Source organism: Marinicella meishanensis, assembly GCF_019931145.1.
In the GTDB taxonomy this organism is placed as follows: domain Bacteria; phylum Pseudomonadota; class Gammaproteobacteria; order Xanthomonadales; family Marinicellaceae; genus Marinicella; species Marinicella meishanensis.
This window is the reverse complement of sequence record NZ_JAIOUV010000010.1, coordinates 103,491-118,788: the sequence shown is the minus strand read 5'-3', so window position 1 is coordinate 118,788 and position 15,298 is coordinate 103,491. Positions and strand designations below refer to the sequence as shown.

General features: G+C 52.2%; 12 protein-coding genes. 3 read left to right on the top strand and 9 right to left on the bottom strand.

The window, feature by feature from the left end; translation table 11 throughout:
* Positions 1-8: 8 nt before the first annotated feature.
* Together K7G70_RS16090 and K7G70_RS16085 are read right to left on the bottom strand one after the other, a co-directional pair.
* On the bottom strand, positions 9-1,301 hold the full coding sequence (locus K7G70_RS16090; RefSeq protein WP_223789680.1) for a HAMP domain-containing sensor histidine kinase: 1,293 nt from the start codon (positions 1,299-1,301) through the stop codon (positions 9-11).
* On the bottom strand, positions 1,285-1,971 hold the full coding sequence (locus K7G70_RS16085) for a response regulator transcription factor (RefSeq protein WP_223789679.1): 687 nt from the start codon (positions 1,969-1,971) through the stop codon (positions 1,285-1,287). The genes K7G70_RS16090 and K7G70_RS16085 overlap by 17 nt, the downstream gene beginning before the upstream one ends.
* A 331-nt stretch (positions 1,972-2,302) precedes the next feature.
* Here K7G70_RS16085 and xrtH point away from each other — a divergent pair, with 331 nt between their 5' ends.
* A complete protein-coding gene (gene xrtH / locus K7G70_RS16080; RefSeq protein WP_223789678.1) occupies positions 2,303-2,851 on the top strand; it encodes an exosortase H in 549 nt (182 codons plus the stop codon).
* A gap of 8 nt (positions 2,852-2,859) precedes the next feature.
* Here xrtH and K7G70_RS16075 read toward each other — a convergent pair whose 3' ends face one another.
* Both K7G70_RS16075 and K7G70_RS16070 read right to left on the bottom strand, forming a co-directional pair.
* The gene (locus K7G70_RS16075; RefSeq protein ID WP_223789677.1) at positions 2,860-3,129 is read right to left on the bottom strand and encodes an Hpt domain-containing protein; all 270 of its coding nucleotides are present in this window, start codon (positions 3,127-3,129) and stop codon (positions 2,860-2,862) included.
* 4 nt (positions 3,130-3,133) lie between these two features.
* Entirely contained in the window at positions 3,134-5,446 is a 2,313-nt protein-coding gene (locus K7G70_RS16070) for an Ig-like domain-containing protein (protein WP_223789676.1), read from the bottom strand.
* On the opposite strand from K7G70_RS16070, the gene K7G70_RS16065 reads away from it, so the two are divergent.
* A complete protein-coding gene (locus tag K7G70_RS16065) occupies positions 5,445-5,819 on the top strand; it encodes a hypothetical protein (RefSeq protein WP_223789675.1) in 375 nt (124 codons plus the stop codon). The two genes, K7G70_RS16070 and K7G70_RS16065, sit on opposite strands and share 2 nt — an antisense overlap.
* A gap of 42 nt (positions 5,820-5,861) precedes the next feature.
* Here the strand turns inward: K7G70_RS16065 and K7G70_RS16060 are convergent, their stop codons facing one another.
* Complete coding sequence (locus K7G70_RS16060) at positions 5,862-6,575, bottom strand: DUF3379 family protein (protein ID WP_223789674.1); 714 nt, start codon at positions 6,573-6,575, stop codon at positions 5,862-5,864.
* A complete protein-coding gene (locus K7G70_RS16055; RefSeq protein ID WP_348525089.1) occupies positions 6,572-7,111 on the bottom strand; it encodes a sigma-70 family RNA polymerase sigma factor in 540 nt (179 codons plus the stop codon). The genes K7G70_RS16060 and K7G70_RS16055 overlap by 4 nt, the downstream gene beginning before the upstream one ends.
* 101 nt (positions 7,112-7,212) lie before the next feature.
* Here K7G70_RS16055 and K7G70_RS16050 point away from each other — a divergent pair, with 101 nt between their 5' ends.
* Positions 7,213-9,390, top strand: coding sequence for a S9 family peptidase (locus K7G70_RS16050; protein ID WP_223789672.1), 2,178 nt, complete (start codon positions 7,213-7,215; stop codon positions 9,388-9,390).
* 69 nt (positions 9,391-9,459) lie between these two features.
* Here the strand turns inward: K7G70_RS16050 and K7G70_RS16045 are convergent, their stop codons facing one another.
* The 3 genes from K7G70_RS16045 to K7G70_RS16035 all read right to left on the bottom strand — a co-directional run bounded on the left by K7G70_RS16045 (position 9,460) and on the right by K7G70_RS16035 (position 15,235).
* Positions 9,460-12,693, bottom strand: coding sequence for a M12 family metallo-peptidase (locus tag K7G70_RS16045; protein ID WP_223789671.1), 3,234 nt, complete (start codon positions 12,691-12,693; stop codon positions 9,460-9,462).
* A gap of 141 nt (positions 12,694-12,834) precedes the next feature.
* Positions 12,835-14,505, bottom strand: a complete 1,671-nt coding sequence (gene ettA, locus K7G70_RS16040; protein WP_223789670.1) for an energy-dependent translational throttle protein EttA — start codon at positions 14,503-14,505, stop codon at positions 12,835-12,837.
* Between the two features lie 100 nt (positions 14,506-14,605).
* Positions 14,606-15,235, bottom strand: coding sequence for a DUF502 domain-containing protein (locus K7G70_RS16035; RefSeq protein ID WP_223789669.1), 630 nt, complete (start codon positions 15,233-15,235; stop codon positions 14,606-14,608).
* Between the last annotated feature and the right edge of the window lie 63 nt (positions 15,236-15,298).

Here is a 15,298-nt window from a genome sequence, read left to right as displayed (position 1 = left end):
AACCCTGCTCAGTTGAATGTCAAAGTCGCAGACAAACCGGTGGTGTTGTTGCGTTTAATTTCAATGTCCCAATTATACAGGTCGCACAGTCTTTTGACGATAGCTAATCCCAGCCCAGAGCCTTTGCTGTTGGATTTGCCTACCCGATAGTGGCGGTCGAAAAGTTTCGGCAATTCAGATTCGGTGACACCAATGCCTTCGTCTTGCACGGTGACGCTGTTTTTGTTGAGGATGATGTGAACCGTGCCTTCGGTGGTGTATTTGATGGCGTTGCCAATCAGGTTGCTGAGCACCACCGAAACCACCGATTCCGGGGCCTTGACTTGCAGCCAGTCGTTTTCGGTGATTTTGGTTTTCACCGGCTTCAGTTTTAAAGTGGGTTCAAAGCCATCAATGATGTTTTTGATGATCATACCGGGTTGGGTGCGTTCATGCCCCGGGTGCTCTTTGCGTTCTTCTCGGGCCAACAGCAACAGGGTTTCGGTCAGTTCGGTGGATTGTTTCACCGCCCGTTCAATGCGTTTAACGCGGTCCAATTCCTTGTCGGTGATCTTGGGATTGGATTTGATCAATTCCACGGTGCTGCGGATCACCGTCAAAGGGGTGCGCAATTCATGGCTGACGTCGGCATTGAATTCTTTGTCCCGAATCACGTAATCAGTGAGTTTTTCGGCGTATTTATCCAACGCCCGCGCCACCTGTCCCACTTCATCATCATGGAACTGTGGGGCCAAAGGTTCCAAATGGGTGTCGGCATCCAGGGTTTCTAAAATGGCCGCCAATTTACTCAAGGGTTTGAGGGCGCGCTTGGACACGTAAATGGCCAAAACATAAGCCAACAGCAAAAACACCAGGAACATGGCGGTGAACACCAGAATCAAAGGTTGTGACGAGGAGTCGATGTGGCTGATGTCGTTTTTGATGAAGCCCCACACCGGTTGGTTGTTCAGTCGGTGTCGTTTGTTGACCGCCACGATGTAGGTTTTGTTACCTTCGTTCAAGACATGGGTGCCCTCGGTCAAATCGGCATAATGGGCCGGCAGGTCCAAATGCAGTTTGGCTGGGGTGGTGATGAAGGCTTCGATGTTGGTAGACACCTGCTCCTCACTGATCAAATTCGGATTGAGGCTGAGTTTCAGCATGTACGAATCCAAATCCTCCTGGATGGTTTGGGCGATCAAATCATTTTGCAGGCGCTGACGAATGCTCAATGAACTGATGGCAAAGAGGCTGGTGAGTAAGGTGCTGAATGCCAGAAAGCCAATGACAATCCGGCTTTTGATGCTACTCCGAAAGTTCATCCGGGTCTGACACATGGTAGCCGATACCATGTCTGGTGTGGATCAGGTTTTTGCCAAATGGTTTGTCAATGCTGGTGCGCAGACCGTGGATGTGCACCCGCAAGGAATCCGAATCGGGCATTTCTTCGCCCCAGACTTTGACTTCCAGTTCTTCCCTGGGCACCACATACGGGCTGGACTCCATCAGGATCTGCAGCAGTTTCAAGCCAGTCGGGTTCATTTTGATTGGCTGGCCGGCACGTTTCACGGTCAAACTGTCCAAGTTGTACTCCAAATCGGCCACCGTCAACATGCGGTTCAGGTTTTGTTTCTTGCGGTTGCCCAACACCATCACCCGGGCTTCCAACTCCTGCAGGGCAAAGGGTTTGACCATGTAGTCATCGGCACCGAACTCAAAGCCTTCGAGCTTTTGTTCCAAGGTGTCTCGCGCCGTCAGCATGATCACTGGGGTGCTCTTTTTGGCTTCTTTGCGCAATTTCTTGCACAGATCCAAGCCATCCATACCAGGCAACATCAAGTCCAGTATGATGACATCAAAATCGTTGGTCACGGCCAAATGCAAGCCGGTGACGCCATCACCGGCATAATCCACAATGTGATCGCGGTCCTCAAAATAATCGACAATGTTGGCGGCAATGTCGGTGTTGTCTTCAACTACAAGTATTTTCATCGTATTCCTGTCTCTTTGGGTTGGGTTTTTATTCCGTTCTGCCTCAATTCAACACCTATCAAGAGCGCACCAACAGGGTCGCAACCTCCCTTTGTGGCTAAAAAAAATCCCAAGGTGTTGCAAAACGCCTTGGGAAATCAAAGATGCCCGGATAATAGTCAAATTCATTTGGAGAACTCTGACGTTGGAATCCATCATACTAACATTTGTGTTAAGACTTCGTTAAGCGTTGATTAATTGATTGTAAAACAAACGGCTCAGAATATGAAGCCATCATGCGGCCAATTGGGCTTTGCTAAAATGAGCCCGATATCCATGAGTTGATTCGTCCATGTTGCGATTTTTGATTTTGTTTTTGACCCTGGTGGTGGGGCTGTTGTTGTTGGAGATTTATGAACCCGTCCGACAAGCGGTGATTTTACCTTTCACCTCGGGTTTGGCCAGCTTTTGCACCTGGTTGATTGCCTTGTTCGACTCCAATGTCATCACCTACCGTGACATCATCGAAGATGCCACCACCGGCTTGTCGATTCAAATTGCCCCTGGCTGTAATGGGGTTGAGGCCATGATCATTTTGTTGGCCGGTGTGATCGCGTTTCCTTCGCCTTGGTTGTATAAGCTGAAAGGCTTGTTTTGGGGTTTCTTGGCGATTCAAGGATTGAACACCGTGCGCATCATCTCCTTGTTCTATTTGTTGCAATGGGACATGAATTGGTTCAATTTCTTCCACACTTACCTGTGGCAGGCTTTGATTGTGCTGGATGCATTGGTGGTGTGGTTGATATGGCTGCGCTACCTGCCCAAAGACCAGATCAAGCCGCCATCAGCGCCCGAGCTGGACGCCGAGTCACTGACCAACCCCCCCGCCCAACAAGCTTGAAGCCGGACTCAGCCGGGCTGCCGCAACAACTGAATCAAGCGCTGGGTGTGGGAGGTGATGGCCGGGTTGAGGTCGGTGGCCTGCTGAGCCATGGTTTCGATGTCAGCACACAATTGCGCCATGTCAGCAAAGCCATAACTGCCGCTGGAACCGGCCAGTTGGTGCAGTTTCACGGTCAGCGCTTGCACGTTGTTCTCAGCAAGCGCTTGTTCAAGGGCCGTGGCTTTGGCCTCAAATGAGGCCACGAATTGTTGTTGCAGTTGCTCAAATGGATCCATCGGATCAATCGAGCACCGTCATGACCACCGTGGCGGTGGCTTCCTGGGTGCCATCGGTGATGGTGTAGGTGAAGCTGGTCTCGCCACACCAATCGGCCGGTGGCACATAAGTCATGGTGCCGTCGGCATTGACATCAATCACTTCACCAATCAAACCGTCGGTGTTGACCGAGACCAAGGTCAATGGGTCGCCATCGGGGTCACTGTCATTGAGCAGCACGTTGATGGTGCGCGATTGGTTCATGTTGGTGAAATAGGCATCGTCCACGGCCACTGGCGCGGTGTTGGGGTCGGCCACAGTCACGCTGACGGTGGCTTGGTCAGTGGCGCCATCGGCATCACTGATGGTGTAGGTGATGGTGTTCAGCCCCACAGCACCGGCCATGGCGGTGATGCTCAAAGTGCCATCGCCGTTGTTGACCACGGTCAAATCGGCGCTGCTCGAGGTGAAATCGATGACGCTCAATTCGCTGACCTGACCATCTGGATCCGAATCATTGTTCAGCACATCCACCACCACGGTTTCACCCACGGCCAGGGATGTGGCATCGTCATTGGCAATGGGGCCGGTGTTGACCACGGTGACGGTCACGGTGGCGGTGTCGGTGCCGCCTTCACCGTCGGACACGGTGTAGGTGAAACTGTCGGTGCCGACAAACCCGCTGTTGGGGGTATAAGTGATGGCGTCGCCGTTGTTCACCACGGTGCCGTTGCTGGCTGCGGTGGTGGACTCAATCACCAGCACGTCATTGACGTCTTCATCGGTGTCATTGCCCAACACATCGATGACGATGCCGGCCGAATTGCGGTTGATGGTCAGACCATCGTCATTGGCGACCGGTAAGGCGTTGAGGAACACGATTTCACCCAAAGTGGTGTTGGTTTCGGTTTCCTGGTAGCGGTACACATCCACGGTGCGTTTGTGTTGTGCTGGGTTGCGCAAAGCGCGGCTGATCCAGGCTGCCGGTGCATCGACTTTGCGTTTGATCCTTTTCATCGGCATGTCTTCATCGGCGATGTCCACTTCGATGAAGTCTTCTTCGATGGTTAGGAAGGCAATTTCGACGCGGCGGTTTTTCGGTTGGTCCGGACCATCATTGTCAAAGGCTGGCTGCGATTCGCCCATGCCCTTGGTCATGATGATGTCGGCATCGATGCCGTGTTCCACAAAAAAAGCTTTGGCGCTGGCTGCGCGACGTGCTGACAAGTCCAGGTTGTACGCATCCGAAGCGATCGAACAGGTGTGACCGACAATATTAATGCTGCTGGCCAATTCAGAGGCTTTGATCTGTTCCACCAGGGTGCGCAATTCAACAGCGGCATCTTCGCGGATGAAATCCTTGTCCAAATCGAAAAAGGCCATGGAGGACAGGTCCACCTGGTTTTGCACCACCTGGCGGTTGTCCAGTTTCATTTGTGCCAAGCGGTCTTCGTCCACCACCTGAACTTCTTCTTCCACGGTGGTGGGTTTGAATGATTGGCCAAAGTCATAGCGGTACATGAGTTTGGCGCGGGTGTCGTCTTTGTCGGTCTCAAAATCACCGGTTTTGCGGATTTGTTCCACCGACAAGGCCACCGAGTGACCGGTGTTTTCAAAGTATTTTTCAACGTTGAGGCTGGCGGTGAACTGGTCTGAGTCAAAATCACCTTGTTCGTAATCCAAACCACCGGTCAGGCGCACCAGGCTTTGGTCGAAGTACTTGCCCAGGCGACCGCCCAAGCCCCATTCATAGGGGTGCTCGTAATTGCGGATGATGGTTTCCACCGTTTGTGATTGCATAAAAGGGCGGCCTTCTAACTGACCAAATATGTCGGTGGTGACCGAGGTCGAAGATTGGTTGACCAGGCGTGAACCGGTGACGGCGGAACTCAGGTTGACATTCCAGAAACGGTCTTTGGCCTCGGCGCCAAAACCGACGGTGACTTTGCGGTCATCGAAGGTGTTTTGGTCGATTGCAGCAAAATACTTCCAGATTTTGATGTCGTCTTCGTTGAGGATCAAATCGCCTTTTTCATTGGCCCCTGACAAGCGATGGTAGTCCAGTTTCAAACCACCGGCGCCGTCCGACAACCACACTTCACCCATCCAGTTGCGGTCCCAGTCGGTGTTGAATGATTTCAAGAAATCACCAATCAACTCACCGTCGTTGTCGATGCCAATGCCCAGGCGGGTGTCGTCACCGGCATAAGCATAATTGATCTGGTCTTCGGTGCCAGATATGCTGCTTTGACCGGCGGTGTTGTCATTGTTTTGCGCGCCGGCGCCAAAAGTGGCCAGCAAGGCCGCGGTGAGGCATTTGAGTTTGTGATGTTCCATGGTTCAACCTGATGAAAAAATGTACATTGCGGGCATTTTAGCAACAGGGTATTTCAAAGTCATCGCTTATTTGGGCGATTTAACCTTTGCTGACAAAAGAGAACCTTGGCCTGCGTGGTGGGCACGGCAGACCAAGGCATTTGGAGAGAAGGGGTGTGGGACCTGTAAACACCTGCTGAATGACAACTGTTCAGGTTACAAAGGTCACAATCAAGGCGCGAAAAGCGTGGTTTGGTCATTCCAATCGAGCGATGAGCAACGCAGGGTGTGGCCTTTGTGGACTGAACCCATGGGGCTGGGTCGTATTTTCCACCCCTCAGCGTCATTCCATTCGTTCATGTGGAATGACCACACTTCACGACTGATTCCTTGATGGCTGAAAAATACGATCCAGCAGTCGCCCTTCAGTAGGTGTTTACAGGCCCTGGTGGCCCTGGTTCAACGGTTTGATGGCATTGATCAGGTTGGACTCAATCTGTGCGGTGCTTTGGTGGGGCTGGGCGATGATCGCCGCCGAGCCTTGTTCCAGCGCCACAATTTTGCCTTTGAGGCCGTCCATTTGCATGTTCACGGCCTCTTCCACCGGTGAATTGGGCATGTACAGCACAGTGATCGGTTGGTTCAGTTCATTCATCACCACCATGCGCGCACCTTGACCATTGAGGGTGGGGCACAGCTTCATGAAATGCACGTCACCCAGTTCGCCTTCAATGGCGGTGTTGATGCTGGCAAACAGGGGTTTCAAGGTTTCTTGAGGCAGTTCATCTGCACCCTTATAAACAGCTGGCTCCATGGCCAATGCTTCGTGAATGAATTTTTCCAAATCCGATTCGGTGCTTTGGTTCAGCATGAAAAAGCCGACGCCCACCGCCAACACCGCCGAGGCGGCCAGCGCCATGAAATTCTGGCGGAATCGAGATTGGCGGTCTTGAGCCTGGTGAAACTTGATGTGTTCGATGTTGTGCTCAGGCACCGGCACCTGCAAGGCGTCCAGGATCATCTGCTCTTGGGCCATGGCCTTTTGGTAAGCCTGGCGACAACGCTTGTCATGCTTTTTGGCATGCAAAAATTCGGGGTTTTGTGAATAAGGATCGGCATCCAATATTTGTTTAAATTCAAAGTAATTCATATCTTGTTACCTATTTTACTTGCCCTGGTCAAATGGGAAGTCAGTTGTTTTCTGGCACGAAAGAGTTGGGTCATCACCGCGCTGGGGCTGATCTCCAGTTGTTGGGCGATTTCATCGCAGCTGAAGCCACCGATCACTTGCAACATCAGGGGTTCGGCGTATTTGCTCTCGAGTTTCATCATGGCCTGCCGCGTGAGGTTGATGTCCATCAATTCATCCGGGGTGCGGTGATTGGCATCTTCCACATCGGTCACCATCTCATCCAAACTGTTGATGATCGGTAGTTTTTTTTCAAACTGCCGGGCAAACTCGCGGCGCAGGATGGTGAATATCCAACTTTTGGCGGCTTTTTGGTCTTTCAAAGAATCAATCGCCCGCCAGGCGCGCAAATAGGTTTCTTGCACCAGATCTTTGGCCATGTGCTCGTCTTTTCCAAGCCAGTAAGCAAAGCGGTACAGGTCCTCGTAGTAGATCCCCAGCAGGGCATCAAACTTTCTTTCTTTCATGCTCATGTCACAAAAGACCCCACAATCGATGTTTCCTTACAAAAACTCGTTACTTTAGTCATGTTTTTCTGCAGCCCATCTGTTTTAATATGGCAGATCGCAATTTCATTACTCATCAATCAGAGCATACCATGAACAAAACACTGTTGTTATTAACCATTTTGGGCCTCTTGGGTTGTCAACAAGAAGCCACTGAGACCACGGCTTCCAGCCAAGCTGAACCCACCCCCCAAACCGAGGAGCCTGTCATGACCGACACCCAACCACCCATTGCCGAAAAACGACCCCATGTGTTTGAGATCCATGGTGATGAACGCATTGACAATTACCATTGGCTCCGGGATGACACCCGTGAAGACGCCGATGTGTTGGCCTACTTGAATGCAGAAAATGAATACACCCGCCAGCAAATGGCCGATCAAGAAGCCTTCACCGACCGCATCTACAATGAAATCGTGGCCCGCATTGTGCAAAACGACGAATCGGTGCCGTACAAGATCGATGATTATTGGTATTACCGCAAATTCACCGAAGGCCAGGAATACCCCATTTATGCCCGCAAACAGGGCAGCATGGAAGCCGCAGAAGAAATCCTGATTGATGTGAATCAGCTGGCTGAAGGGCATGCTTATTATGCGTCAAACAGCCAAAGCGTCAGCCATGACCACAAAATTTATGGTTTTTCAGAGGACACCGTTTCCCGCCGGCAGTATGACCTCCGGTTCAAGAACCTTGAAACCGGCGAAATGCTGGAAGACGTGATCACCAACACCACCGGTTCCATGGCCTGGGCCAAAGACAACAAAACCGTGTTTTACACCCGCAAACACCCCACCACCCTGTTGCCTTACCAGGTGTACCGACATGTGTTGGGCACCCCCACCAGTGAAGATGTGCTGGTGTATGAGGAGCCAGACAACACTTTCTACATCGCTTGTTACACTTCGCGTTCGAAAGACTACATCATGATTTACACCGGTGCCACCACCCTGACCGAAATCATGTACCTGCCGGCCGACGATCCCACCGGTGAATTCAAATCGGTGTTGCCGCGTGAGCCCAAGCATGAATACAGCGTGGAGGATTTCAACGGCGACTGGATCATCAAAACCAATTGGAATGCTTTGAACTCGCGGGTGATGAAAGCACCGATTGGCGATTCCACCGATAAATCCAAATGGCAAGAAGTGGTGCCACATGACGACGAAACCCTGATTTACGATGTGGAAACCTTCCAAGACTGGTTGGTGGTTGAACAACGCAAAGACGGCATCCGCCACCTCAAAGCCCTGAACTGGGCCAGCGGTGAAAGCAAGTTGATCCAATCCGATGAAGCCACCTACACCATGAGTGTGGCCTACAACCCCGAGCAGAATCACAACACCATGCGTTATGACTATGATTCTTTGACCCAACTGGGCAGCGTGATGGAAATTGATTTGAACAGTGGTGAGAAAAAATTGTTGAAACAAGACCGCATCAACGGTGAACACAACCCCGAGTTGTATCAATCACAACGCCTGGAAATCAGAGCCCGCGATGGCGCCATGGTGCCGGTGTCTTTGGTTTACAAGAAAGATTTGGGCGCCTTGAATCAGCGGCCGTTGTTGGTTTATGGCTACGGCTCCTACGGTTCATCGATTGACCCGCGGTTTTCTTTGAGCCGCTTGTCGTTGTTGGATCGGGGCTTCATTTTTGCCATCGCCCACATCCGTGGCTCCCAAGCCAAAGGCCGTCAATGGTATGAAGACGGCAAAATGTTCAACAAGATGAACACCTTCACCGATTTCATCGACGCCACCAAAGCCTTGTTGGCCGAAAATTACGGTGATCCCAAGCGGGTTTATGCCTGGGGTGGCAGTGCCGGAGGCTTGTTGATGGGCGTGGTCGCCAATTTGGATGGCATGTTGTACGACGGCATGATTGCCGCGGTGCCTTTTGTGGATGTGGTCACCACCATGTTGGATGAAGACATCCCCTTGACCACCGGTGAATTCGACGAATGGGGCAACCCCAAGAACCAGGACTCTTATGAATACATGCTGTCCTATTCACCCTATGATCAGGTCAAAGCCCAGGATTATCCCAACATCTTGATCACCACCGGTTTACATGATTCACAGGTGCAGTATTGGGAACCGGCCAAATGGGCCGCCAAATTGCGTGACCTGAAGACCAATGACAAGCTGGTGCTGTTGCGCACCAACATGGACACCGGTCACGGCGGGGCTTCGGGCCGCTTTGCCTACTACAAAGAAACCGCTGAAGACTATGTGTTTTTGTTGAAACTGGCTGGTATTAAGGAGTAAATCCAGACACTTAAGATGAAAAAACCACCCGCGGCCAAAGGGGCTGCGGGTGGTTTTTTTGGGTCACCTTCAGCGGGGTCTGACCGGGTCGCTGTTGATGCGGATCAATTCAATGGCATCCAAGTCCCAGGTGCCTGGCACCGGATCGGCCCACAACACCGCACTGCTCCAAGTCGAATCGCCATCCAGGTTCAAACCCAAGGTCATGGTGCCCGAAGGAATCAATTCGGCATCGGGTGGCCCTGAACAACTGGGGCAGAGGTTGTCACTGAAAGCGGTGAACATCTCAAATGCCAAGGGGGCAGCGCCATCCACCACGCCACTGATCACCCAACGGGGCTCACCGGCGCTGTCATAGATGAAGGGGATGGTGATGGACTTTTCACCGATGGTGGTCACCGCCAAACCCCAACCAGGGCTGTCCGGACGGCTCCACAAGCCGGTGTAATTTTGCCCTTCGGGTTCACCGCTGAATTGCAACCACTCGATGGGCTCAGAGCCCGAATCATCACCGAGTTGCCAAGTCACGTTGGCTTGGCGTTCATTGGCAAAATCAATGCGCAAGGTGCCCACCGATTCAAAGGTGATGGTGCTGTCATCGATCTGAAAGGTTTTCAGGATTTCGGTGTCGTAAGTCATGCCTTCCAGGAAATCGGCGGTGAAATACCAGATCGGCAGCCCTTGTTCGTCATAGGTGTACCACAGCACCTGGATGCGGTCACCGAAGATGCCGATGTTGAAACCACGCCCGGCTGAGGCCGGGTTGTACCAACTGCCGGCATTGGGTCGAATCACCTTGTTCTCATCCTCATGAAAGCGATCAACCAATTGTGACACCAAGACCATTTTGTGGGGTTGGCTCAGCCCCAAACCACTGACCAACTCGCCCAAGAACTCGCCTGATGCCAAATCAAAATGGAGAATGGCGTTTTGATCACTGACCGCCACCAGCACCCGGCCATCCTGTGTCAGCACAATGCCTGTGGGGTTGGAGTAACCCAATTCGGCGATGTCGGCAAAAACACCTTCAAAGGAACCGTCATTGCCATCGGTCAGCAACAGTTTGTTGCGTTTTTGATCGGTGTGAATCAAGATGTCATTGTCCGTCACTGCAAATGCATAAGGGTCTTCCAACCAAGCCATGTTGCCATTACCCACCACGCTGAGATCAGTGGGTTGGTCAAAGACCACGTTCCTGATTTTGTATACCCGATTGTTCTGGCCCAGGGCATACAAATAGCCATTGCGGTTCTTCAGGTCTATGATGTTCTCTGTTTCGGCATCTGCCAGGAACCCCAAAAAGTATTGATTGATGTTACTGATGTTGGTGAAATCATAAGCATCCAGGTTGGTGCGTTGCAACTTAGCCACTGCCAAGCGATCAAATGGACCGTTCTCCAGTGCGGTTGGGAATCCCGTGCCAATGGAAGCCCCTTCGTCGGCATAGGCTGGCAACAACAGTTTAGGGTTGGCCGATCGATTCATCAAATCCAGAGTTTTGATGCTGCTGTTGGTACTGTAATAAAGGGTTTGAGTTCGGTTATCTACAGTCAAATCGGACTGAAAAGTCAGCAAACCGTCATCTGGCAACACTTCAATGCCCTTGGCCAGGCCGGTGTGTGCATCGAAACGCAAAATGCGGTTGTTGCCTAAGCTCATCACCAGCACGTCTTGCAGATCGCTTGATAAGTCAATCACCCCATCGTTGTCATCATCGTCATCGGCGTGGTTGCCAATGCCATCTTCGTCGTGGTCACGGGTTTCTAAAACCTCAAAAACCAAGGCATCGGTGTTGTCACCGACCCCGTCGCGGTCACTGTCTTTGACTTCGGTGGGGTCCAAGGGAAAGTCATCTTCGCCATCAAGGATGCCATCCTGGTCATCATCGAAGTCAGTGTTATTACCGATGCCGTCCCCATCGGTGTCGAGCTGTTCACTGAAGTCATTGGGAAAGGCATCACCGTTGTCACCCACGCCATCGCTGTCGGCGTCATTGGTTTCATTGGCATTGAATGGAAAGGCATCATCCCAATCAATCACCCCATCCCCGTCTTGGTCTGGCATGGCCCGGGTGAAATCATCGGGCATGGGTGCTGATGAAATGCTGGGTTGGTAGTTAGATACGGGTCCCATGAGGCTGTTAATCACACTGATGTTGTCGGTTTGGTTGGCGGCACCACAGGGCGCCCCACCACACTGAACCGATGGGCCGGAAAACACATCGAGCTCATAAAACCGGTCAGGTTGTCCGGTGCCAAAAGAACCCATGATGGTGCCGTATTGGCCGAGCACGGCAAAACCCCGAGCTGCCGCTGGGAAACCAAATTGGGTGGGGTCCCAATTGTGGTGTCCGGCACTCAAATTGTGCCCGATTTCATGCACCATCAGTTGATCCGTACACACTGACCAACTGCTCATGCCATCGGCCATGACATTGACGCCATAGCTGGGATCAAACCCGCCCACACCGTCTGATACTGGGAAAAAAGCAATGCCACAATTGCCCCGGGTTTCAATGCTGTGGGTGCGCAGAAAGATCACCAGATCAGCGCCAGTTTCGGCATACAGTTGTGGCAGGTTTTCTAAGCCTTGTAACCCCACGCCATTCGCCAAAACAGTTTGTATGTTGTTGCGTAAAAACCCATTGGCGTCGTCAAAGTTGTAACCCGTTTGTTCCAAACCCACCTGTCGTATGGCCAGGTCGATGCCGGAATTGGCATAGGATTGGTTGGACACGTGAAAATATTGATCGACCCGGGCTTGCAACAAATTGCCAGGGTAGCGATCACGGATGGCTTGGTCGTACAACATCAGCACATCGATCACGGTGCCGGCCACCTGACTGTTCTTGGCAGGTACCGGCAGTTCAAGGGCTTTGTGGTGTTGGCTGTGGTCATGGTCCATGCCACAGTCGTTGTAACGCAAGCCCGATTGCGGCAGTTCCACCGCCCAAATCCCCGCCTGATTGGTGGTGAGGATGTGGTGTTTGTTGTCCAAACGCAGTTGTCCGAACAGGCTGTCTTTGCCGCGGGTGGCCGAGATGCTGCCACCGGGGATGGCTTGGGTGAAACTGACGTTGCCCGCTTGGGTGCCAGTGGCTTTGGCCTGAGTCAAGGGCACTTGAATCAGCCGCTCGCCCAAGCGAAAACCCAAGGCGGTGGATTTGTTGTGGGTCAATTCAATGCGGTGATAAGCGCTGTCATTCAGTCCGGCATAGGCTTCGGGCAGCTGGGATTCTATGGTTTGGGCGAAGGCCCAAGTGGCGAATACGGTCAACAAGACTTGGGTGGTGAGTCGAATCATGGTCGGTCTTTGTGTTTTGGTTCACAAACATCATACCAAATTTAATAGCTGTATAGGTTAAAAGTACAAAGCCAGCGGTTATATCAGGAACAGCGATCGGCACTTGAGCTTCAAGCGCCGATCAGTTGTGTCTTGCTGCCATCATTTCTTCAATGGCCGGTACTTGATCCGTTCGGGTTGCAGGGCTTTGCCGTGGCGGTTTTTGTAGTCCTGTTCGTATTCGGTGTAGTTGCCTTCAAAGAACTCGACGTGGGAGTTGTTTTCATAGGCCAATATGTGGGTGGCGATGCGGTCCAGGAACCAGCGGTCATGTGAGATCACCAGCACCGAACCGGCGAAGTTCAGCAAGGCTTCTTCCAAAGCCCGCAAGGTTTCCACGTCCAAATCGTTGGTTGGTTCGTCAAGCATCAAGACATTGCCACCGAGTTTCAGCACCTTGGCCAGTTGCAGGCGGTTGCGCTCACCACCTGAGAGGTGCTTGACCAATTTTTGTTGGTCGGCACCCTTGAAGTTGAAACGGCTGAGCCAAGCCCGGGCGGGCAGGGTGTAGTTGCCGACTTTGATCACTTCTTCGCCATCAGCCACTTCTTCAAACAAAGGTCGGTCATGGCCCAGGTCTTCGCGGCTTTGTGACACATAAGCCAATTCCACGGTGGGTCCGATGCTGATGCTGCCTTCGTCCGGTTGTTCGGTGCCGGCGATCATGTTGAATAAGGTGGTTTTACCGGCACCGTTGGGGCCGATGATGCCGACGATGGCACCTTGTGGCACTTTGAACGACAGATCATCGATCAGGTACTTGTCTTCGAAGGCCTTGGACACGTTGTTGAACTCAATCACCGCATCACCCAGTCGCGGTCCAGGTGGGATGTAAATCTGTGAGGTTTCGTTGCGTTTTTGGAATTCCTTGGATTGCAGCTCCTCGAACTGTTTCAAGCGGGCCTTGGATTTGGTGCGGCGACCTTTGGCATTCGAGCGCACCCATTCCAGTTCCTGTTTGATGGTTTTCATGTGCGCCTGTTCCTGTTTGGACTCTTGTTCCAGGCGTTGTTCTTTTTGTTCCAGCCAGGAAGAGTAATTGCCTTTCCAGGGAATGCCGTGACCCCGATCCAGCTCCAGAATCCATTCGGCGGCGTTGTCCAAAAAGTAGCGGTCATGCGTCACCGCCACGATGGTGCCGGTGAAGTCATGCAGGTAGCGTTCCAGCCAGGCCACGGTTTCGGCATCCAAGTGGTTGGTGGGCTCATCCAACAACAACATGTCCGGCGATGACAACAACAATTGGCACAATGCCACGCGGCGCTTCTCACCGCCCGAAAGGTTTTTGACCTCGGCATCCCAGGGTGGCAAGCGCAGGGCTTCGGCCGCCATGTTCATGGTGCGGTCCAAATCCCAGCCGCCAGCGGCATCGATTTGTTCTTGCAACTCGGCTTGTTTGGCCAACAAATCATTCATGGCATCATCGCTCATGGGCTCGGCGAACTGCATGTTGATTTCATCGAACTCGGTCAGCAGATTTTTCACATCGCCCATGCCCGCTTCGACATTATCGCGCACGGTTTTGTCGTCATCCAGTTGGGGCTCTTGGGGCAGGTATCCAATTTTGATGCCGGGTTGGGGCCTGGCTTCTCCCGAATACTCCTGATCGATGCCGGCCATGATCCGCAACACGGTGGATTTACCGGCGCCATTCAAGCCCAGCACACCGATTTTGGCGCCGGGAAAGAAGGACAAAGAGATGTCTTTGATGATTTCACGATTGGGTGGCACGGTTTTGCTCACCCCCATCATGGTGTAGATGTATTCAGCCATGGCTTTGGGATATCAAATGAAAGCGCACATGATACTAAAAATCATTGTTCACTGTCCATTGAATGCGGCGCCGAAGGAGCGCCGCAAGCAGGCCGTTGGTTCAGGGCTGGGCGGTTTTGTCAGTCACCGCTTCGGGTTTTTGTGAGACACCCGCCGTCAAGGCAAAGCGCATGGCCTCTTCAAACGACCAGTCTACTGGGGTGACTTGTGACCGTTCGATGAAAATGGTGTAGCCACCCACCATGTAACTCATGGGTAAATAAACCGCCACCAAGTCAGTCTCGGCAGCGCCATCGGCATCGCGGATCACCTGTGGCAGTTGGTCATTGGTGACCATCCCCACCAAATGTCCCAGGCCGGTTTTTTGCATGTCTACCAGCACCACCTGTTGGTTTTTTTGTTGGGAATTATCAAACATGCCGGCCAGGTCTTTGACCGCTGAGTACACGGTTTTCACCAGTGGGAAGCGCAGCACAGACTGTTCGACTTTCTTGAACACCCAATTGATCACACTGAACTGGAACAACAAGCCCACCGCCCACAACAGCAAGACCATGATGATCAGGCCGCTGCCTGGAAAGATCAAATGGTCCAACAAAAACGGCTTGAGGGCCATTTTGCCCAAGCCATCAATCCATTTCACCAAGCTCCAAGTGACCCACACAGTGACCAGCACGGGAATGGCCACCAAGGCCCCTTTGAGGATGGGTTTCAACAACAAGTTTTTCATGATTCGTCCTGAATAAAACAATGATTGTGACACAAATCAGCGGCCAATTCGAATCCCAGTAGT